The organism is Thioalkalivibrio sp. ALD1 (assembly GCF_000381245.1).
Lineage (GTDB): Bacteria > Pseudomonadota > Gammaproteobacteria > Ectothiorhodospirales > Ectothiorhodospiraceae > Thioalkalivibrio.
This window is the reverse complement of record NZ_KB906241.1, coordinates 780,815-801,759: the sequence shown is the minus strand read 5'-3', so window position 1 is coordinate 801,759 and position 20,945 is coordinate 780,815. Positions and strand designations below refer to the sequence as shown.

The 20,945-nt window shown below is 66.5% G+C and carries 21 protein-coding genes; 17 read left to right on the top strand and 4 right to left on the bottom strand.

All coding sequences use genetic code 11. The features are described 5' to 3' along the window. Window positions 1-79 precede the first annotated feature (79 nt). The 13 genes from F623_RS0103845 to F623_RS0103785 all read left to right on the top strand — a co-directional run bounded on the left by F623_RS0103845 (window position 80) and on the right by F623_RS0103785 (window position 10,969). Window positions 80-352 carry a phosphopantetheine-binding protein gene (locus F623_RS0103845; protein WP_231367679.1) on the top strand — a complete coding sequence of 91 codons (273 nt, stop codon included), beginning with the start codon at window positions 80-82 and terminating at the stop codon, window positions 350-352. Next, the gene (locus F623_RS0103840) at window positions 349-960 is read left to right on the top strand and encodes a hypothetical protein (protein WP_018860620.1); all 612 of its coding nucleotides are present in this window, start codon (window positions 349-351) and stop codon (window positions 958-960) included. The genes F623_RS0103845 and F623_RS0103840 overlap by 4 nt, the downstream gene beginning before the upstream one ends. Continuing rightward, a complete protein-coding gene (locus F623_RS0103835) occupies window positions 960-2,297 on the top strand; it encodes an AMP-binding protein (protein WP_018860621.1) in 1,338 nt (445 codons plus the stop codon). Before F623_RS0103840 ends, F623_RS0103835 begins: the two co-directional genes overlap by 1 nt. Before the next feature lie 3 nt (window positions 2,298-2,300). Further along, a complete protein-coding gene (locus tag F623_RS0103830; RefSeq protein WP_018860622.1) occupies window positions 2,301-2,627 on the top strand; it encodes a hypothetical protein in 327 nt (108 codons plus the stop codon). After that, a complete protein-coding gene (locus F623_RS0103825) occupies window positions 2,624-3,523 on the top strand; it encodes a lipid A biosynthesis acyltransferase (RefSeq protein WP_018860623.1) in 900 nt (299 codons plus the stop codon). The genes F623_RS0103830 and F623_RS0103825 overlap by 4 nt, the downstream gene beginning before the upstream one ends. Before the next feature lie 46 nt (window positions 3,524-3,569). Then, window positions 3,570-4,124 carry a LolA-related protein gene (locus F623_RS0103820; protein ID WP_018860624.1) on the top strand — a complete coding sequence of 185 codons (555 nt, stop codon included), beginning with the start codon at window positions 3,570-3,572 and terminating at the stop codon, window positions 4,122-4,124. Window positions 4,125-4,127: 3 nt separating this feature from the next. Continuing rightward, window positions 4,128-6,512: an MMPL family transporter gene (locus F623_RS0103815; RefSeq protein WP_018868045.1), complete on the top strand. Its 2,385-nt coding sequence runs from the start codon at window positions 4,128-4,130 to the stop codon at window positions 6,510-6,512. A gap of 38 nt (window positions 6,513-6,550) precedes the next feature. Continuing rightward, window positions 6,551-7,735: a beta-ketoacyl-[acyl-carrier-protein] synthase family protein gene (locus F623_RS0103810; RefSeq protein WP_018868046.1), complete on the top strand. Its 1,185-nt coding sequence runs from the start codon at window positions 6,551-6,553 to the stop codon at window positions 7,733-7,735. Beyond that, complete coding sequence (locus F623_RS0103805; RefSeq protein ID WP_018868047.1) at window positions 7,732-8,508, top strand: beta-ketoacyl synthase chain length factor; 777 nt, start codon at window positions 7,732-7,734, stop codon at window positions 8,506-8,508. Before F623_RS0103810 ends, F623_RS0103805 begins: the two co-directional genes overlap by 4 nt. A gap of 97 nt (window positions 8,509-8,605) precedes the next feature. Then, on the top strand, window positions 8,606-8,995 hold the full coding sequence (locus F623_RS0103800) for a hypothetical protein (protein ID WP_018868048.1): 390 nt from the start codon (window positions 8,606-8,608) through the stop codon (window positions 8,993-8,995). Then, window positions 8,992-9,714 carry a 3-oxoacyl-ACP reductase FabG gene (fabG, locus tag F623_RS0103795; protein ID WP_018868049.1) on the top strand — a complete coding sequence of 241 codons (723 nt, stop codon included), beginning with the start codon at window positions 8,992-8,994 and terminating at the stop codon, window positions 9,712-9,714. Before F623_RS0103800 ends, fabG begins: the two co-directional genes overlap by 4 nt. 9 nt (window positions 9,715-9,723) lie before the next feature. Further along, on the top strand, window positions 9,724-10,464 hold the full coding sequence (locus F623_RS0103790; protein ID WP_018860630.1) for a glycosyltransferase family 2 protein: 741 nt from the start codon (window positions 9,724-9,726) through the stop codon (window positions 10,462-10,464). A 109-nt stretch (window positions 10,465-10,573) separates the two neighbouring features. Next, the gene (locus tag F623_RS0103785; RefSeq protein ID WP_018860631.1) at window positions 10,574-10,969 is read left to right on the top strand and encodes a hypothetical protein; all 396 of its coding nucleotides are present in this window, start codon (window positions 10,574-10,576) and stop codon (window positions 10,967-10,969) included. A 113-nt stretch (window positions 10,970-11,082) separates the two neighbouring features. Here F623_RS0103785 and F623_RS0103780 read toward each other — a convergent pair whose 3' ends face one another. Then, window positions 11,083-11,568 (bottom strand): YhcB family protein, encoded by a 486-nt coding sequence (locus tag F623_RS0103780; RefSeq protein WP_018860632.1) that lies wholly within the window; start codon window positions 11,566-11,568, stop codon window positions 11,083-11,085. A 204-nt stretch (window positions 11,569-11,772) separates the two neighbouring features. Here F623_RS0103780 and F623_RS0103775 point away from each other — a divergent pair, with 204 nt between their 5' ends. Beyond that, complete coding sequence (locus F623_RS0103775; protein WP_018860633.1) at window positions 11,773-12,369, top strand: hypothetical protein; 597 nt, start codon at window positions 11,773-11,775, stop codon at window positions 12,367-12,369. A gap of 291 nt (window positions 12,370-12,660) precedes the next feature. Here the strand turns inward: F623_RS0103775 and dacB are convergent, their stop codons facing one another. The 3 genes from dacB to efp form a co-directional block, all read right to left on the bottom strand. Next, window positions 12,661-14,127: a D-alanyl-D-alanine carboxypeptidase/D-alanyl-D-alanine-endopeptidase gene (dacB, locus tag F623_RS0103770; protein WP_026278568.1), complete on the bottom strand. Its 1,467-nt coding sequence runs from the start codon at window positions 14,125-14,127 to the stop codon at window positions 12,661-12,663. Between the two features lie 119 nt (window positions 14,128-14,246). Further along, a complete protein-coding gene (gene epmA, locus F623_RS0103765) occupies window positions 14,247-15,212 on the bottom strand; it encodes an EF-P lysine aminoacylase EpmA (RefSeq protein ID WP_018868050.1) in 966 nt (321 codons plus the stop codon). 19 nt (window positions 15,213-15,231) lie between these two features. Beyond that, window positions 15,232-15,795: an elongation factor P gene (efp, locus tag F623_RS0103760; protein WP_018868051.1), complete on the bottom strand. Its 564-nt coding sequence runs from the start codon at window positions 15,793-15,795 to the stop codon at window positions 15,232-15,234. A 61-nt stretch (window positions 15,796-15,856) separates the two neighbouring features. Between efp and epmB the strand changes: the two genes are divergently transcribed. The 3 genes from epmB (at window position 15,857) to F623_RS0103745 (ending at window position 20,941) form a co-directional block, all read left to right on the top strand. Continuing rightward, on the top strand, window positions 15,857-16,921 hold the full coding sequence (gene epmB, locus F623_RS0103755) for an EF-P beta-lysylation protein EpmB (RefSeq protein WP_018868052.1): 1,065 nt from the start codon (window positions 15,857-15,859) through the stop codon (window positions 16,919-16,921). Between the two features lie 94 nt (window positions 16,922-17,015). Continuing rightward, a complete protein-coding gene (locus tag F623_RS0103750; RefSeq protein WP_018860637.1) occupies window positions 17,016-18,872 on the top strand; it encodes a PilZ domain-containing protein in 1,857 nt (618 codons plus the stop codon). Continuing rightward, on the top strand, window positions 18,869-20,941 hold the full coding sequence (locus tag F623_RS0103745) for an EAL domain-containing protein (protein ID WP_018868053.1): 2,073 nt from the start codon (window positions 18,869-18,871) through the stop codon (window positions 20,939-20,941). Before F623_RS0103750 ends, F623_RS0103745 begins: the two co-directional genes overlap by 4 nt. Window positions 20,942-20,945: the final 4 nt, after the last annotated feature.

Sequence of the window (20,945 nt, the reverse complement as noted above, 5' to 3'; positions counted from 1 at the left end):
CCCAGCACCTCCCAAGGGAAACAATGAGAATTTCCCTAGGGAAACACTTTCGGATTCCGCCGCTACTTAGGGGAGAGACGTGGCATCACAAACCGCAATGGAACAGGAAGTCGCCCGACTGATCGTCGACAGCCTGAATCTCGAAGAGGTCAGCCCCGAGGACATCGAGCCGGAGGCCCCCTTGTTCCGCGAGGGCCTTGGGCTGGACTCGATCGATGCCCTGGAACTGGCACTGGCCATCTCGCGTGCCTATGGCGTGCAGATCCGCTCCGATGACGAGAACAACCGCCAGATATTCGCATCCTTGCGGGCCCTGACCGCCCATATCGAGGCGCATCGATCCACGTCGTGAACGCTCGCCTCACCGCCGGGGTAGCACTGGGCTACCCGGTGGCCGTGATCGCAGGCAGCTTCCTGGACGTGCCGCAACTTCCACTGGCCTGGCTCGCGCTGATTGCCCTGGTCGTGGCGTGGCCAGCCCTGCCCATGATCGGGCGCGTGGCAATGGCACTGGCGCTGGGCGCCCTGGTGGTGCTCCTGGGCACCGAACCGGCCGGCAAAGGGCTGATCTACGCGATACCGGTACTGATTCAAGGGGCGCTGGCATGGCTGTTCGCCCGCTCGCTGCGTCCGGGCAAGACACCCCTGATTACGCAGTACGCCCTGGCGTTGGGGGCCACGGACAGCCAGGAAGTGCGGCGTTATACACAGCGGCTGACCGTCGCCTGGGCCCTGTTGTGCGGTGGGCTCGCCCTGCTGTCGGCGGTCCTCGCGATAGCGGTGTCCACCACCACCTGGGCCCTGTTCGCAAACGGGATCAATTATCTGTTCCTTGCGGCCCTGTTCGTGCTGGAATATCCGTTACGGCGCTGGTTTCTGCGCGATGAGCCCCGGGCGGGTTTGCTGCCCTATCTCACCGCATTGGCGCGCGCCGACCATCGTCGCATCCTGAGGCAATAATGAGGGACTCGAACACGCCAGCGCTGCTCGCCGATCATTCCACGCCACTCGCCTGGGTGGCAGGGCGCGGCGTATCGCGTGCCGCATTTCTGGCAGACGTTCGAGCCCTTGGCCAGCGCATCCCGGCCGGCGGGGCTCACTTCAACCTGTGCGAGAACCGCTATCGCTTCACGGTCGCGTTTGCCGCGATCCTGTTGCGCGGGGGCACCAACATCCTCCCGCCCAATCGAGCCCGCCAGACCCTGAGCGAAATTGCCGAGCGGCATCCCGGCGCCCATGCCCTGGTGGACGAGCCGGATCTTCCGATCCGCATGCCGGTCATCCCGGTGACCGAGGACGGGACACGGCCCGCCCGCGACTCGGCCATACCCGCGATCCCGGCGGACCAGCTGGCCATTCACGCCTACACCTCCGGCAGTACAGGTCACCCCACGGCCCACAGCCGCCGCTGGGACAGTCTCCACATCGTGACCCAACAGGCCCTGCAACGCTTTGGGCTGGACGCCGATGGCGGAACGCTGGTGGGTACCGTACCTGCGCAACACATGTACGGCCTGGAATCCACGGTGCTGTATGCCCTGCTCGGCCCCTGCACACTGCTGGCCGACCGTCCGTTCTTCCCGGACGACATCCGCCGGGCCCTTGTCGACCACGCGCCGGCGAATCTGGTCACCACCCCGTTCCATCTGGATGCCTGCCTGCGCGCGGGCCTGGCCTGGCCCAGGGCGGCGCGCGTACTCAGCGCCACCGCCCCGCTGGAGCGTGAACGGGCACAGTCCGCGGAAACGCTGTTCGGCACAACCGTCCGCGAGATCTACGGCTGCACCGAGGCCGGCGCGATCGCCAGCCGCGAGACTGCACGGGAATCCCTCTGGACAGTCTATGACGGCATCCGGCTAACCACGCTGGACAGCGATCAGGTCGCAGTACAGGGACCTCAGCACCCGATGCCGGTACCTTTGCCCGACCGCATCGAGCTGGAGGATGCCCAGCACTTTCGCATGTGCGGACGCCTGGCGGACCAGCTCAATATTGCCGGCAAACGCGCTTCCCTCACCGAACTCAACCGTCGCCTGAATGCCATCCCCGGCGTACGGGATGGCGTGTTCATTCCGCCCGATCCGGAGCGGACAGGCGGAACCGCACGCCTGGCTGCGATCGTCGTGGCGCCCGAACGCTCCGAGGCCGAGATCCTGACCGCACTCGCGGAAACCACGGACCCGTTGTTTCTCCCGCGTCCCCTGATCCGCGTGGACACCCTCCCTCGCAGCGCGACGGGCAAGGTGCCGCGCCAGGTCCTGCTGGATCTGCTGGACCAGCACAGCCAGTGCGCCTGAACCATGACATCGATCACCGCCACCCGCCGCATCCCGGATAGCCACCCGTCACTGCCCGGACACTTCCCGGATCAGCCCGTCGTGCCCGGGGTGGTCATCCTCGACACGGTGGATGCGGTCGCGCGCGAAAGCGGTCTGGGCTCGGTGGCCGCCCTGCCGCGAGTGAAGTTCCTGGCGCCGCTCCTGCCGGGCGTCGAGTTCCGTGTGGAGATCGACTCACCCGGGACCAGCGGCCTGTGTGCGTTCCGCGTCGTCCGCGACGGCCCGGAGACCCCCGAAGTCCTGTGTAGCGGACAGCTAAGGCTGCGCGACGGCGGTCAATCGGCATGAGCCGCGGGTGGTTCAGCCAGGGGGAGCGAGGATCCCCCCTGGCCCTGCGCATCATCCTGTGGGTCGCCTTGCATCTCGGCCGGCCGGCCGGACGTGTGCTGCTGTATCCGATTACCGCCTATTTCCTGCTGTTCGCTCCCAGGTCCCGGGGTTACAGCCGGGATTATCTGCGCCGGGTGCTCGGGCGCGAACCGCGCCTGCGCGAAATCGCCCGTCACTTCCACAGCTTCGCGTCGGTGATCCTGGACCGCGTCTTCCTGCTGGCCGGCAAGGATGACTGCCTGGACCTGCATGTCTACGACCGCGAGATCTTTCTGGAACATGTCGAAAGCGGCCGCGGTGCCCTGCTGCTGGGGGCCCACCTTGGCAGTTTCGAGGCCTTGCGGGTGCTGGCGGTCGGCAAACACGACTTTCCGGTTCGGGTCCTGATGTACCGCGACCACAACCAGCGCATCACCCAGCTGCTGGAGGCGCTCAACCCCCAGGTCGCCGCATCGGTCATTCCCCTGGGCGAGATGGAAACCCTGCTGCACGCGCGCGACTGCCTGGAGCAAGGAGGAATTGTGGCCACCCTGGCCGATCGCGTGGCCGAGAGCGACAAGATGATCGAGTGCCGGTTTCTCGGGGGCCGGGCCTGGTTTCCCCAGGGTCCCCTTCTTCTGGCAGCCGTGCTGAAAGTCCCGGTTATCCTGTGCTTTGGGCTCTATCGCGGCGGCAATCGCTACGATATCGTCTTCGAACGCTTCGCCGATTCCATCGAGGCGCCCCGCGGCCAACGCGAGGCCGCACTGGCCGAATGGGTCCAGCGCTACGCCGATCGCCTCGAGGCACGTGTGCGCGAAGCCCCGTACAACTGGTTCAACTTCTATGACTTCTGGAATGACTCGTCCCGCTAAGCCTTGCTTCCGGCACCTGCTCGGCGTCCGTGCACTGGTCCTGGCGGTGCTCCTCCTGGCCTGCCCGCTGTTCGCAAAGGCGGAGACCTCTGGCGACACGCTGGACCAGATCCTGAAGGCACTGGCCGACGATCCACCCTCGCACATCGACTTCCGCGAGACCCGCGAAGACCCCCTGCTCGAATTTCCCGAGACCCGTACCGGTACGCTCGTGTTCGAACCACCGGACACCCTGGAGCGCCGGATGGATGGCGACGGCGGCGAACGCGTGCGTATCGAAGGGCGCCAGGTGATCGTGGAACGTCGAGGTTCCAGCCGCGAGGTGGACCTGGACGAACAGCCAGGCCTGGCCGCCTTCGCCGCGCTGTTTCGCTCCCTGGCCAAGGGGGAGCGCGAGGGGCTGGAAGAACACTTCGAGGTCGCGACAGAGGGCACCCTGGCCGCCTGGACGCTGGAGCTTACCCCGCGTGACCGGGCCCTTCGTCGCATGATCCTGGGACTCGAGCTCCAGGGCGAGGACGGCGCACTCCTGCGCCTGGATACCGAAGAATCCGGAGGGCGCCGCAGCCGTATGCAACTCGATCCCCAGGGCGGCGACTGATCAGTGCCGCGCCGTTTCGCCCTCTCACCGGGACCGGCATTCTGGCTGATCGGACTGTTGATCGCGGCGGGGATCCTGCTGTGGCGCGGCGAACTGGTGACCGACCTGCAGGGTTTTACCCCGGAACCGGTCACCGAGAGCGGAGTCGCCCTGGATCCCGGGGGCGGTCCTGCCGGACGAATCCTGCTGATTGGCATCGAGGGCGGCGATAGTGACACACGCGCGGAGGCCAGCGACCACCTGGTGCGAGTGCTGCGCGACGACCCCACAGTCGCAGAGATCCGCAACGGACGCCTCGACCCGGACGATCCCGCCCTGGATTTCCTGCTCGAGCACCGCTATCTCCTGAGCCCCGAGGTCACCCCGGAGCGCTTCTCCGTCGAGACCCTGCGCGCGCAACTGGAGGAACGCCGGGAGGACCTGGGAAGTGCCGCTCCGCTGATGCCCCGGGAGCTGATCGGCCGGGACCCCACGGGCGAATCGCTGGTGGTACTGGAGCAGCTCGGCCAGGCCGGAGGCGCGGGGCAGCGCGACCGCCACGGCGTCTGGGTTGACCCGGATCGTGACCGCGCCCTGCTGGTTCTGCACAGTGCGGCGGACGGCATGGACCTGGATGGTCAGGAATCGCTCCTGAAGGCGCTGGACAGGGCCTTCGCCGAGTACGCGGACGATCTGGACCTGCTCGTCGCGGGTCCTGCGGTGATCGCAGTCGAGTCGCGCGGGCGCATCCGGGGCGAGATCACGGTTTTCAGCCTGGCCGCGAGCCTGGCCCTGGCCACGCTCCTGCTGGTCGTGTTCCGCCACCCCCACCCGGTCTGGCTCGCGGCCGTTCCGCTGGCCACCGGTATCCTGGCCGGTGCGGCAGTGGTGACGCTGGTGTTCGGTCATCTGCACGGGATCGCGCTGGCATTCGGGATCACTGTGCTGGGCATCGCGCTCGACTACCCGTTGCACCTGTTCGCGCACGGCCGACAGCCGCCGAGTGACGGGATGCACGGAGTCGCGCGCGAGCTGTGGCCGGCCATTGGTCTGGGCGCCGGGAGCACCGTACTGGTCTACGCACTGATGGCAATCACGGGCTTTTCCGGCATGGCCCAGCTCGGGCTGTTCGTGCTGACCGGGGTCGGCGTGGCGGCCATCACCACGCGCTGGGTGCTGCCCCGCCTGATGCCTAAGACACTCCAGCGCGATGGTGTGCCCCCGGCCCGACTGCGGGTACCGACCGCCCTGACGCAGCCGCCCCTGACGGTACGCTGGGTCCTGGCAGCCGCTGTTCTGGGGGCCCTGGTGGTCATCGCCAGCACCGACCCGTTCCCCTGGGAGGACAACCTGGGCGCGCTGCACCCGGTGCCGCAGGAGCACATCGACCGCGACCGCGAACTGCGCCATGCCCTGGGACTTCCGGATATCCGCCATGCCCTGCTGATCACCGCTCCGGACCCCGAGCGAGCGCTGCAGACCGCCGAGGCGCTGAACCCGGGCCTTGAAGATCTGCGCGACCAGGGGACGCTGACGGACTACGACCATGCGGCCCAGTCCCTGCCGAGCCAGACCCTGCAGCGCACCCGCCAGGATGCCCTGCCCGCCGCGGACACCCTGCGCGAACGACTGGACACCGCGCTAGACGGGCTGGGCTTTCGCGCGGACGCCTTCGACCCCTTTCTGGAGGACCTAGCACGCACGCGCGAGCTGGAACCGCTGACCCCGGAGACGCTGCCGGAAGGGCCGCTGCGCCAGACGACAGGCACCCTGCTGATGCCAGACGAGGAGCGCGGCGACTGGACGGCCTGGGTGCGCCTGAGCAGCGTGGAGGATGCGACGGAGGTGAGGCAGTGGCTGCAACGGGAACCGCTGGCGGACCTGCCCGACCTGACCGAGGTGAGCGTGCAGCATATCGATTTTCTGCGTGCCTCGGAGGATCTGGTCATCGGGTTCCGCGATCAGGCGCTGGAACGACTGGCGCTCGGCGTGGTGGCCGTGGCACTGCTGCTGCTACTGGTCACCCGTGCACCCGGGCGCAGCCTGCGCATCCTGACAGCAGTGGGCAGCGGGCTGATCCTGACCGTGGCCGCATTGATTCTGCTCGGGATCCCCTTGTCCCTTTTCCACCTGATTGCGCTGCTGCTGATTGTGGGGCTCTGCCTGGACTATGCGGTGTTCTTCAGCCGTCCCCTGAAAGACGAGCAGGCGAGGCAACTTACCGCTGCCTCGGTCAGCATTTGCGCGCTGTCCACTTTGGCCGTGTTTGGTCTGCTGGCCATGTCCAGCCTGCCGGTACTGCGCGCCATGGGCCTCACCGTAGTGCTGGGCGTGGTATTTTCCTTTCTCGCAGCCGCGCTTCTGGCGCAGCCCCCCCGGTCACGCCGTACAGTAGTCACCAACCCCTGACCCCACCGCCAGAAGTCCCGCCAATCGCAGCCCGCCGAATGAACCCACTGGTAATCTCCGCCCACACCCTGACCTCCGCCACCGGAACCGGCCGCCAGGCCAATGCCGATGCACTGCGCAAAGGGAACAGCGGGCTGCGCGCCTGCGACCTGGAATCCGTGCGTCTGGACACCCACATCGGGCGCGTGGCAGGCGTCGAAGGCATCGCGCTGAAGGATCGGCTCGCCCCGTTCCAGTGCCGCAACCACCAACTGGCCGAACTGGGGCTGCGTCAGGACGGCTTTATCCAGGCAGTCGAGGCCGCCCGGGCGCGCTACGGTGCCGGACGCATCGCAATCCTCATGGGCACCAGCACCTCGGGCATCGCGGCGACGGAGCAGGCCTACCACCGCCGCAACCCGGCTACCGGGGAGCTGCCGCCGGACTACGACTATCAGCACACGCAGAACATGTTCTCGCTGGCCGATTTCGTCGCCACTCGGCTCGAACTGCGGGGGCCGGCAATGGTGACCTCCACGGCCTGTTCGTCCAGCGCCAAGGTCTTCGCTGATGCGGAACGCTTTATTGCGGCGGGGCTTTGCGACGCCGCAGTGGTCGGCGGGGTCGACAGCCTCTGCGGGATGACCCTGCATGGATTCAATGCGCTGCAGCTCGTCGCACCGGGCCCCTGTCGGCCGCTACACGCCGAGCGCGCAGGGATTTCCATCGGCGAGGCCGCCGGTTTCTTCCTGCTGGAGAAGGCCGACAGCGGCGCGGCGGGCCCCAGACTGATCGGCTACGGCGAATCCAGCGATGCTCACCACATGTCCGCGCCGCATCCGGAAGGGCTCGGCGCGGCACGGGCCATGGAGCAGGCCCTCCAGCGTGCCCGACTGCCCGCGGAGGGGATCGACTACGTACTCATGCATGCCACCGCGACCCCGGCCAACGATCGCTCCGAGGCGCGCGCCCTGGTACACCTGTTCGGCGCGGACAGTCGCGCCACCGGCACCAAGGGCCTGACCGGCCACACCCTCGGCGCGGCCGGCGCGGTCGGGGTCGCTCAGGCGCTGGCAAGCCTGGAGCGGGGCTTCGTACCCGCCACGGCGGGACTGGACCAGCCAGACCCGGAACTGCAACTGGACGCCCGCATGACCGCCGAGGAGCGCGACATCCGCCATGTACTCGTAAACGCATTCGGCTTTGGTGGCAACAACTGCAGCCTGCTGCTGGAGGCCGCATGAAGGTCGGCATTGCGGCCGTGGGCCTTCTGGGCCCCGGATTCGACGATTTCGCTTCGGCACGCCCCGTTCTCGCCGGGCACGAGGCCTATGTACGGGCACCCGCGAAGATCCCTCCGACCAGCCTGCTGCCGGCCAATGAACGCCGCCGCACCACGGACACGATTCGGCTGGCGCTGAAGGTCGCGGAGGAGGCTACGGCCGATTGCGATCGCAGCCAGTTGCGCTCGGTGTTCGCCTCGTCCTCCGGGGACATGGACATCATCGACCGCATCTGCGATGCCCTGACGCAGCCGGAACCCATGGTCTCGCCGATGCAGTTCCACAACTCGGTACATAACGCGCCGGCCGGCAACTGGTCGATCGCGACGGGGAATCCGGCTCCGGCAACGGCCCTCTCCGGCTTCGATGCGACGCTGGTGGCGGGGCTACTGGAGGCCGCCACACTACTGCAGGCTGACGGTGGCAAAGTCCTGCTGGCCGCCTACGATGTCGCCTCCATGGCCACGTTCCGGCGTGTACGGCCCATCACCGAGCCCTTTGCCGTCGGCCTGCTACTGGCCCCCGCGGGTGACGGGCGCCCCACACTCGAAATGGCCCTGGGAGAAAGTGGCGATCCCACCCCCTGCCGCCAGGACGCGCTGGAGGCCCTGCGCGGCACCAACCCAGCCGCCCGTGCCCTGCCCCTGCTGGAGGTGCTCGCGCGCGGCGAAGGTGGCCATGTTACGCTTGCCGCGCCGCTGGGACGATCGCTGGAGATTCGCGTCACGCCTTGATCTCCGCATTCTTCCTTAACAACGGATCAGGACGATCCCACATGAAGGCCGCCACTCCCCAACTGAACCACGAGGCGATCTGCCGCATGCAGGCGCGATGTGTTTGCTGGAGTCCGTGCTCGAATGGGACGAGCAGGCGATCCGTTGCCGCGCCACCGGCCACCGCGCCCCCGACAACCCCCTGCGTAACGCAACCGGGCTCCCGGCCCTGGCGGCGCTCGAGTACGGCGCCCAGGCGATGGCCGTGCATGGCGCCCTGCTGGCCGACACCGGGCCACCAAAGGCCGGCTTCCTGGCCGCGGTAAGCAACCTGCGCGTACACCGCGCTCTGCTGGACGACCTGAGTGCGGATCTCGACATCACGGCCCGCAGCGTGATGTCGGATCGCAACAGCTCCATCTATGATCTCGAGGTGTCGGCCGACGGCGAGCCCGTCCTGTCCGCGCGGGCGACCGTGATCCTGCAACCGGAGGACACCCCGACATGAGCCATCGCGCACTGATCACCGGCGCCAGCGGCGCCATCGGCCAGGCCATTGCGCGGGCGCTCGCCAGTGCCGGCTGCGAGGTGCTGCTGCACGCACACCGTAACCCCGAGCCCGCCCGGGAACTGGCCGATCAGATCCGCTCCGACGGGGGCCAGGCCGATATCCTGGTCTTCGATATTACCGATGCCGATGCCGCACGCGCGCAGCTGGAACCCGTCGCAGCCGCACAGCCCGTGCAGGTCCTGGTGCACAACGCGGGCGTGCACGACGATGCCCCCCTGGCCGGCATGAGCCCCGAGCAATGGGCCCGGCCGATCGATGTCGCGCTCAACGGGTTCTACAACGTGGTGCAGCCGCTACTGCTGCCCATGATCACCACCCGCTGGGGACGTGTGATTGCGATCTCCTCCGTGGCCGGCGTGGTCGGCAACCGTGGCCAGGCCAATTACGCCGCGGCCAAGTCGGGACTGCACGGTGCCATCCGCTCGCTGGCGCAGGAAGTCGGGTCACGCGGCATCACGGCCAATGCGGTGGCCCCGGGAATCATCGAAACTTCGATGAGCGAATCCAGCTTCGACGCCGAAACGATCAAGCGCATGGTGCCCGTGCAGCGCGCCGGACGTCCCGAAGAGGTCGCCGGACTGGTGGCCTATCTGGCCTCCGAACAGGCCGGCTATGTCTCCGGGCAGGTGATCGGTATCAATGGCGCACTGGCCTGAGTCGAGCCGATGGCGGTCGTCCACGCCCTGATACCGGCCCATAACGAGGCACCCACGATCGCCACCGTGGTCGCGGCTACTCGTCCCCACGTCGACCGGGTGATTGTGGTCGACGATGGCTCGCGGGATGACACCGCCGACCGGGTCCCATCCGAACCCGGGGTCGTGGAGGTCCTGCGTTTAGCGCGAAACCGCGGCAAGGCGAACGCGCTGTGGACTGGTATGCAGCACGCCCTGGAACAGGGGGCGGATGCCGTGGTCACGTTGGATGCGGATGGCCAGCACGATGCCTCGGAGATACCGAACCTGATCGCCGCCTGGCGCACCCACCCCGACCATCTGGTAATCGGGGCGCGGCTCAAGGGGCGGGAAGCCACGCCCCCTCTGCGTCTGTTCGGCAACCGGACCGCCGACTTCTGGATTGGCTGGGCCTCGGGACAACCTCTGCACGATTCGCAGTCCGGCTTTCGCCTGTATCCGGCATCGCTACTGCGACGGCTCACGTTGCCCCATGACGAGCGCCGCAGCTTTGTATTCGAGAGCGAGGCCCTGATCGAGGCCGAGCGCCTGGGGTTCCCGGTCACCCTGGTTCCCGTACGCTGCATCTATCCGGATCAGCACCGCGCAAGCCATTTCCGGGCCGCCACGGACACCCTGCGCATTATCCGGATGGTCGCCCTGCGCCTGCTTGCACGCGGTTTGCACCCACTCGGCCTGCTGCGGCATCTGGGGCTGCTTCGCCGGCCCTGAAAGTCACGGAACAGTCGGATTCTTAAATCTTTTTCTCGGGACAGGCGTGGCAATTCGCAGCCACGCTGCCTACACTGCGAAGTGATCATTCATCATCAAGGACGACACTATGTCGACAAGACTCCTGCTGGTCCTTTTCGTGGCTGGCGTGCTCCTGCTGGCAGGCTGCCGCGGCACCGCCCCGGTGCAAGACGTCAGCGACACCACGGTGACCGACGTGCACGGCGAGCGCCCGAGCGCGGAGCAGATGCAACAGGCCATCCGCAACGCCGGCGCGGCACTCGGATGGGAGATGAGCGAGGCCGACCCCGGTCTGCTGGAAGGCCGACTGGCGCTGCGCGACCACGTCGCGGTGGTCGAGATTCCCTACCGGGATGGGGAGTACAGCATCCGCTACAAGGATAGCTCGAACCTCAACTACGAGGATGGTCGCATTCACCCCAACTACAACAACTGGGTGCAGAACCTGGACAACCAGATCCGCGCGGAAGTCTCGGCCCTCTGACCCCCACCCTCCCCAGGGAAACCCAAAAGGCCGGGCTCATGCCCGGCCTTTGATCAATCCGCCCACCCGAAACACCCGGTAGCAGACGCAACGCCTCCGATCCCGTCCTCTGTCTAGTCGTCACGTGGGCGCGACGCCCGGCTGTCGGTGTCGGAGGATTCACGGTAGTCGCTCTCATAGCGCCGGTCGGGCCCCTCACCCTCCGGCTCCGAGTCACGTTCACGATGGTCGCGGCCTTCGCCATCGCCATAGTCGCGATTCGGCACGTTCGACAACAGGCGTCCCGCGCGATCCTCCAGGCGATCCCGCGTGGGCTTGTCCGCCAGCTCCCCCGCACTCTGCGCGAGGTGGTGATAGAGGTCGCGATACGAGCCCGCCATCGTCGCGAACAGGGTGGCCGTCCGATCGAAGTGGTCGTTGACCTGACCCCGATAGCGCGTCAGTTCCTGCATGCGCCGATCCAGTTCCTCCTCCAGCTCGCGTATGAGTTTGCGCTCATCGCTGGTCACACGGCCCACCCAGAAACCCACCAGGCCAGCCACCACGATCGCCAGAATCCCAAGGGCCGTCCACAGCCCGACTGCCGTCTGATCTTCCACTGTCACCTTCCACGAGGAAACACGAAGGCCATTGTGCCGCACGACTACGGTGAACGCACTCGCTGCCCCCCGCCGCTGCCGTGCTAATCTCCTTCGACGCGAACCACGTCAACGGAACCCACCCAACCTGGCGAGGGGTACATGTTCGATCAACTGCCGAAACCGTCGATCGACGCATCCGAAGGACGCTGAACGATGAGCCGGATGAAGACCGCGGGCTGGACACTCCCGATCCTCATTATCGGCCTGGCCGGGCTCCTGTCCGGCTGCGCCCCCACCACGCTCAAGGCCCCGGCCGCCCCCGAGGACCCGGTCATCGTGGCCGTGCTGGACCATGGCCGCCATTCCAGCCTGGTCATCCCCAGCGATCCACCCGGGCACTGGTTGCGCTATTCCTATGGCGACTGGTCGTTCTACGTGGAACGCGAGACGGGACCCGGTGCGATGCTCGCAGCCGTGTTTGCTTCGACCCCGGCTGCACTGGGCCGCCAGGAGCTCGAGGGTGTCAACCTGAACGCAGCCGTGCGGGGCGGACTGCGGGTTCCGCTGGAGGACATCCACCACATCGAGGTCCCGGCCACGCGAGCACGCGCGCTGGTCGAAAAACTGGAGGCGATATGGGAGGACGGTGCCGACGAGCGCGTCGACTCGGACACCTGGGGCATGAGTTTCGTTGGTCACCCGGATGCCTACACGCTGCGACACAACTCGAACCGCGTGGTCGCGCAGTGGCTGGAGAGCCTGGATGTCGAGGTTTCGAGGAAACCGATACTGTCGAACTGGCGGGTCGAGGTCCCTTGATCCAGATCCCCGGCCTGTGGCATGGCACGAAACTGCCCTCAAACGGCCTGCGGGCAACCTTGTGCTAGGGAGACGCTGATTTAATCGCGCGTCCGCGCTCGAGTCGCTTTTGCGTGCGAACAAGGCGCGGTGACTGCCGTGCAGTCATTCTGCACAAAGGAGCCGCAACGCCGTTCCCGCGCCCGTTTTTGATCAACAACGGGCGGGTAGAACCACTACCCGCTACACGACGCGCCTTGTCTCGGAAAACAGGGGGCACCAACGCGGACGTGCAATTAAATCAGCGTCTCCCTAGAGGCCGTGCACCCATTCCAGGACGGCGTCCTGGAGGTTCCGCCCATGCCCAATGTGCGCCCGTGAGCCGTTCACCATCACCGCGACGATCACGTCGTCGCCGCTGGAAGTGCGGACATATCCCGCCACCGCCGAGACCTCGTTGATGTGGCCGGTTTTCAGGTGCATCTGTCCGCGCAAATCACCATTTCGGAAGCGGTTACGCAGGGTTCCATCCAGTCCTGACAGCGCCAGGGAGGATTGGAACTCGGGACGGTGTGGGTGCTTCCAGCCCGCCTCAAGGATCTCGCCGAGTTGGCGCGCGGTCATGCGGGCATCGCGACTGAGACCCGAGCCGTTGTCGACCACCATGCCGCCGACATCCACGCCCATGTCGCGCAGCGAATTGACCAGGGCCTCGCGCCCCTTCTCCATCGTTGCGGGCGGGCCCTTCTTGCGCGCCCCCAGGGTGAGCAGCAGGTGATCGCTCATCACGTTCGAGCTCCACTTGTTGGAGACCCGGATCAGATCCGACAGGGGCCGCGAACGGTGGCGCACAATCGGCTCATCGTGCAGCACGGGCAGCACACCCGTACGCACCGTACCCGCCAATTCACCCCCCCACTGATCCCAAGCCATGCGGAACATCTCGGCATGATTGGCCTCCGGAGTGAGCACCGAACGCAGCATCTCGTAGTTGCCGCAATTCACTGGATACTGTCCGGAGAAGGTCACCCGCTGGGCGTCCTGATCGACATTGAACCGGATCCCCCTTTGCCACTCGCCGCAACCACCGCGCGTCGGTTGCAGGCGGTTGACGACCTCGAGCCCGGGCAGGGGTGGATCGACCACCACATCGATGCCGTTGCCGCGGCGTTCGGGACGCACATGGAAGCGCTGGGCATTGGAATTCACATGCAGGGCATACGGCAGCTGGTTGTACGCCCGCAGTGGCTGGCGGTTGAAGTCTCCAGGGTCCCCATTCGGGAGCTGGAAGTGGCTGGCATCCAGGATCACATCGCCCTCGATGCGCTTGAGCCCGGTACGGCGCAACTCGCCGATCATGCTCCAGTATTCCTCGCTCACCATGCCCGGGTCGCCCGTCCCGCGGATCACCAGGTCGCCGCGCAGCACACCGTCCTGAACAGGGCGGGTGGCCCAGATCTCGGTTGTCCATGTGTAGTTCGGCCCCAACTCGTGCAGGGCCGCCAGCGAAGTGGCCAGCTTGACCGTCGAGGCCGGGTTAAAGGGGGTGTCTGCGTTGAGCCGGGCGAGAACGGCGCCGTCCGGGACACGCTGCACCCAGAGGCCCACCGAGGCGGGAGACAGACCTTGAGCCTGAATGGCCCGCTGCAGGGGCGATGGCAGGTGTTCGAACTGCGCCTGGGCCGGCGAGCCGACCAGCAACAGAGTCAAACACAGGATCCAGAAAAACGAAGTCCGGCGGAGCCACCGTCGGGAACCCCAGAAAAGACTCATGCGCATCGAAGCCACCACCCCGCAGCGGACACCGTATCGACACGACAATAGTCACCCGCCATGGGAAGACTGGCAAGCCCCAAACGAACACAAACCCGGGCAAGCCAGGCAACCTCGAGATCGTCTCAGGCGCGTTCGAACGGAAAGTCGATGACCTGCTCGATACGCTCCGCGCCCAATAGCTGCATCAGCAGGCGATCCACCCCCAGCGCGACACCGGCACATTCCGGTAGACCCGACTCCAGCGCGGCCTCCAGATGGGCATCCGGCTGGGGCAGCGTCTGGCCTCGCTGGCGACGCAGAGCCTGCTCACGCTCGCGCCGCTCGTGAAACTGGCCGGGGTCGCTCAATTCGTGGTAACCATTGGCCAGTTCCAGCGCACCCCAGTACACCTCGAAGCGCGCCGCGAGCCGGACATCATGCCGACAGGGGCGCGCCAGCACCGCCTGGCTCTCGGGATAGTCAAACACCACCGTGAGCCGGTCGCCGGGAAACCCCGGCGCAATCACCAGGCTGATCAGGAAATCCAGCCAAGCGTCCCGATCCAGCACCCCCTGAATCTCCAGCCCGTGCTGCGCCGCAACAGCCTGCAGCTCGTCGGCATCCGCCACCAGGGGTTCCACTCCCAGATACTGCTGGAACAACGCCTGGTAAGAGATCTCGCGCAAGCGAGTCGGGCGCCTCCAGCTCGCGTCCAGGGCCGCCTGGCTCATGATCAGCGCCACCACCTCGCGCGCCAGGCGGCGGTGGTCCATCCCGTGGCGATACCACTCCAGCAGGGTAAACTCGGGATTGTGACGGGGCCCGGATTCGCCGCCCCGAAAGACGCGAGCAATCTGGTAGATGTCGGGCGCGCCATCGGCAAGCAGACGCTTCATCGGGTATTCCGGCGAGGTCTGCAGATAACCGCTGGCGCCGTCCGTGCTGGTCGCGGCCCAACTCTCGACCATCGGATCCAGCGGCGCCCCGTGGCCCAGGATCGGGGTCTCCACCTCGAGCACATTGCGTGCGGCAAAAAACCCGCGCAGGCCTGCCAGCAACCGTGCGCGCGCCTCCCGGGCCGCCGCGGCGCCCGGTCGCCAGTCGGTCACGCCAGATCTCCTGTAACGATCAGACGCGCGAGACGTACTCGCCGGAGCGGGTGTCGACCTTGACCGTCTCGCCTTCCTCGACGAACAGCGGGACCTTGACCACCGCACCGCTCTCGAGCGTTGCGGGCTTGGTACCGCCCTGGGCGGTATCACCGCGCACGCCCGGGTCGCACTGGGTGATCTTCATCTCGACAAAGGACGGCGGCACCACCGACAGCGGTTCGCCGTTCCACAGGGTTACGGTGCAGATGTCCTGCTCCTTCAGCCACTGGCCGGAATCCCCCAGCGCGGCCTCTCCGACGGCATACTGCTCGAAGGTATCCGGCACCATGAAGTGCCAGAACTCGCCATCGTTGTAGAGATACTGCATCTCGGTATCCATGACATCGGCCGCCTCGACCGACTCACCGGACTTGAAGGTCTTTTCCAGCACCCGCCCCGTGCGCAGGTTGCGCAGCTTGACGCGGTTGAAGGCCTGGCCCTTGCCCGGCTTGACGAATTCGTTCTCGACGATGGCCTGCGGGTCGCCATCCAGCAGGAGTTTGAGACCGGCCTTGAATTCGTTGGTACTGTAGGTTGCCATTGCGCGTCAGTCCTCAAGCGATTGCGTGGCGCGGACACGACCGCCCACAAACGAGCCCGCCATGTCCACAAAGCCCGTCATGATAACGCGCACGCCGCGGGGAACCCAGCCGATCCAGCGGAACCCGGCGGAGCGCCTCACCCCCGCCTGGCAGCAAGCCCTCGCCAGCGCGATCCGTGACCCGGAAACCCTGGCCCGCGAACTGGAGCTGGAGCCGGACCGCCTGCCCGGCCTGCACGCCGGCCATGCCCTGTTTCGCGTGCGTGTCCCGAGAAGCTACCTCGCGCGCATGCGCAAGCGGGATCCACACGACCCCCTTTTACTTCAGGTTCTGCCGCAGAATCGGGAAACCGAGGAGCATCCGGGATTCGTGGCGGATCCGGTGGGCGACCACGACGCCCTGGCCGCACCTGGCCTCGTGCACAAATACCACGGTCGTGTTCTGCTGCTGACGACCGGGGCCTGCGCAGTGCACTGTCGCTACTGTTTCCGCCGCGAGTTTCCGTATAGCGAACACAACGCATCGCAACAGGACTGGTCGCCGGCACTCGCCTACATCAAGGCCGACATATCGATCCGCGAGGTTATCCTGAGCGGTGGCGACCCGCTGTCGCTGTCGGATCGCCGCCTCGCCGACCTGGCTCGACGCCTGGAGGCCATTCCCCACCTCGAGCGCCTGCGCATCCACACGCGGCTGCCGGTCGTCCTGCCGGAGCGGGTGGATGACCAGCTGCTGGACTGGCTGGGCAACGGACGCCTGCGTCATGTGCTGGTCCTGCATGCCAACCACCCACGAGAATTTGCCGAACCGGCCGCCCCGGCCCTCGCGCGTCTGCGCGAGCGCGGCATTGCACTGCTGAACCAGGCGGTTCTGCTGGCCGGGATCAACGATGATCCCGACACCCTCTGCGAACTCCAGGAGGCCAGTTTTCACCACGGGGTCCTGCCCTATTATCTCCACCTGCTCGATCGTACGCGGGGGACCGCTCATTTCGAGGTCCCGGAACGGCGTGCGCTGGAGTTGCACCAGGCCATGCATGCGCGATTGCCCGGCTACCTGGTACCGCGTCTGGTCCGCGAGATCCCGGGGGAACCCGGCAAAACGCCCTGGTGGACCGAGATGTGAAGCCGAAAGCGCTGCACTTAATCAGCGCCCCCCTGGAAGGTGCTAGAGTGAGCGAATGCCCGGCCACCGACGGTGCGATCCCCAGACCCCAGCCATGAACGACGTCCTGCCCAAACTGCCAACCCGCACCGCCGGACCCGAGAGCTTTCCGCACCGCCAGCCACGCAGCCTGCGCCAGTGGTGCCGGGCGCTCCCGTCGGCAGACCCGGAGTCGGCCTTTTCCCACTTGCGCCAGGCGCTAAGGGAGCTGAACGGCCTTGCGCTGGAACCCGGCGTCCGCTTCTCGCTGATCACCCTGCTGGAGGAACCCCTCCTGCCATTGCTGCAGCGTACCGGGAGATCCCTCTCTCAGCGCACACTCCCGCTTGGGCCACGCAGCCTGAAACGCGCACGCGAACAGACCGAGGCGCTGGACAGCCTGCTCACCGCCTGGCTGCTGATCGCGCGCGAACACGAAGGGCAGAAGGAACGCAGTGCACAGGCGTTGCAAGCCGCCATGGCCTTGAACGCCTCCCTCGCCGTGCACCACTGGCGCCTGTATCAACCACTCCCGGACGACTTCTGGCGGCGCACTTACGCGATCCTGTCATGGGCACGCGAGCGGGGACTCACCCAAAGCCCCCCTCAAAGCGATTCCCGCTACGGCCCCCTGTCCATGGCCCCAGTCGAGACACTCGCGGCACGATTGATGATGCTGGGCGGGAGCGCCCCCAACGCGCTGGAAGTAGGCGAGGTGGACCTGCTGGCGCGCTGGCTGGACCGCATATCCCTCTCCTGTGCCGATGGGCTGTCCGCGACCCGGAGGCCCGACCTCCCGGTTCTGTGCGCCGCGCTCGACAGCAACCATCCGCCTGGCCTGACACTGCGCGAACATGCCCGCCTGCATGCCGACTGCTGTGTTGGGGTCGGTCCAGCACTGGATCAGTTGCGCGAGACCCCCGGCCTGCTGGAACCACATCGGCACACTGACGAACGCAGCCTGACCGAACGCCTGCTGCGACTGTGGTCGCAACTACCCACCCGCCAGCATTCGCGCGAAACGACCGAGGGGCAGCACCGGTTGTGTCTGCTGGGGCTGGACCGTATTCACCATTGTCTGTTCGAGGAACTGGAGCAGCGCAGGCGCGGCACACCCGGCACCGCAGCGCCTCCACCCTCCAACCAAGTCCCTCGCGATACCGATCGCGTGGGGGTCTACCACCTGTCGACCGCGGCGGAACAAGGATCCGACTTCGCCCTGGTGGATGGCTCCGGACCGGAACGGCCACAGCCCGAACTGAAGCCGCTGACGACCGAACCGCCCGATCCGGCCGCCGCGGCCTGGGAGAATGTCAGCCGCGGACTCGAAAGCGCACGCCAGAACGAGCGCCGTGCACCGATCGTCAAACGGCATCCACCAGAGCACTGGACAGTGGACGACATCGGGGCGGGCGGAGTGCGTCTGCGGCTGGCTCAACCACGCCAGCCGCTGCTGATTGGCGACCTGGTTGCCCTGCGCCACCTCGACGGTCACGACTGGACCATCGGGGTCCTGCGCTGGATCCGTTACGACAGCGAGATCGAGATCAGCATCGGGGTGGAGTTTCTGGCCGAACGCGGCCTTCCCGTGCAATTGCAGGACTACCGTAACCGCCGCGCAGCCGGCCGGGTACACCCGGGCCTGTTCGCATCGACCCGCAGCGATCGCCGTGGGGCAGCGCTGTTCATGCCCGCCCAGGTGTTCGATCACGAAAACCGTATCGTATGCTGGCTGGCCGGGCGCCCGCGCGTGCTGGAACTGGACAACGAACGCACGGGTACGACACTGTTTACCGAGGCTGGCTGCCGGATGACCGATCTGACGCTGGGGAGACGGCCGCCCAATGACATGGAAGCCAACGAAGCGGTGACTGATCCGGCCCAAGGCGGGCTGTCGCTCACACCGCGTGAACGCAATAATGGACCCGCATGAGCGAAACCATCCGCATCCTCTTCGTCACGGCGAACCCGAACCTCGCCGAACAAGTCATCAGCAGCATTCGTACGCGCGGCAGCGCGGTACGCCCCGAGCAGGTTGAAACCCAGGACGCCCTGATCACCGCGCTGGAGAACACCCGACACGACGTGCTGGTCCTGATCGAGCGATCGCTGGAACTCTCGCGTGAGGACGTCGAGAACGCCCTGCGTGACAGCGGCCGCCGCATCCCGCTGGTTCTGCTGACCGAGCGCCCGGAGGCCGAGCGTCTCCTGGACTACGAGGGCGGGTGTTTCGCGGTCGTGGACCACGAACAGGTGGATCTGGCGAGCCTGATGGCCATCCGCGCGGCCGAGCAGCGGCGCCTGCGCCAGCGTGTTCAGCGCCTGGAGGCCTCGCTGCATGAATCCGAACGCCGCTGCCAATTGCTGCTCGACAACTCGCGCGACGCAATCGCCTATGTCCATGAAGGCATGCACCTGTATGCCAACGCCTCTTGGCGCGAGCGCTTCGGCATCGACGACCCGGACGAAGTCGACGGGCTGCCGTTGATGGATCTTGTCACGACCGACGACCGGGGCGAAATGAAAGCGCTCCTGCGCCGCTTTCAGAATGGCGAGGAGGGGGATACCGCCCGTGCCCACTTTCGCTTGCAAAGCATCGAGGGGCTGCCGTTCGAAGCGGACCTGCGGCTGTCCGCGGCGACCGTGGAGGGCGAGGTCTGCACCCAGCTCCAACTGGAGGCCAGCCAGGACGACCCCGAACTGGCCGAGAAGATCGACTTTCTCTCGCAGCGAGACCTGGTCACCGGCCTGTACAACCGCCAGCATTTCCTGGCCATGATCGAGAACGCGCAGGCCCGAGCCGAGGAGACGGAGAAGCCCTTCGCCCTGCTGACCCTGGCGGTCGACCGGTTCGCGGATACCCGCGCCAAGGTCGGCATGTCGGCCGCCGATCTGCTGCTGGCGGATATGGGCAAGCTGATCGAGGATCACTTTCCCGAGCCCGCGATTGCCGCACGCCTGGAAGGAGAGCATTTCGCAGTACTGGCACCGGAAACCCGACGCCAGGAGATCGAGGAACGCATCCACGGCCTGATGCAGGCCGTTACCGGGCATGTGTTCGAACTCAACCAGTCCTCGACCAACTGCACCCTCTCGGCTGGCGTGGTGATCGCCGACGAAAGCGCACCCAGCACCGAGGATCTGCTCAGCCAGGCCCACCGGGCACTGGAAGAGGCAATCGAAGCGGGCGGCGGAGTTCATCGCTTCTACCACCCGGCCGAAGGCGAGATGACCCAGGGCCAGGCCGACCAGCAGTGGAAGCTGCGCATCCAGGATGCCCTGGACCACGATCGCCTGGAACTGCGCTTCCAGCCGATCGTACACCTGCACGGCAACGACCGGCCGCGATATTCGGTGTTCGTGCGCCTGCGCGATGCCGACGGCCACCTGCACGAGGCACCGGCGTTCCTGCCCGCGGCCGAACGGTCGGGGATGGCCCCTGCAGTGGACCGATGGATCGTCAAGACCGCACTGGCCGAACTCGCCGAATGCCTGAAGACCGAGTCCGACACTCAGTTCTTCCTCAAGCTGGGCACCGGCTCACTCGAAGACCCGACAGTGGTCAACTGGCTCAACGACGACCTCCGCGCCCTGCGCATCCCGGCCGACAATGTCGTGGTCGAGCTCAAGGAACCCACCGTGGTCACCAACCTGAAGCCGGCGATGAACGTATCGCGCGGTCTCGCCGAGATGCACAGCCACCTGTGCATCGACGACTTCGGCAACGGCCTGAACCCGTTCCAGTTGCTGCAGCACCTGGAGGCCGACCACATCAAGCTGGATCCCTCGTTCGTCGAGGGGCTGGCGGAGAACGAGGAAAACCAGGACGCAATCCGCGAGTACGTCGACGCAGCACACGCCAAGGGCAAACAGGTAATTGTGCCGCACGTCGAGGACGCCGGCGTGCTCGCCGTGCTCTACGGACTGAACGTGAATCTGGTGCAGGGGTACTTCATCCAGTCGCCCCTGGCCAAGCCAACGTTCGACTTTGAGGCGTCCTGACCCC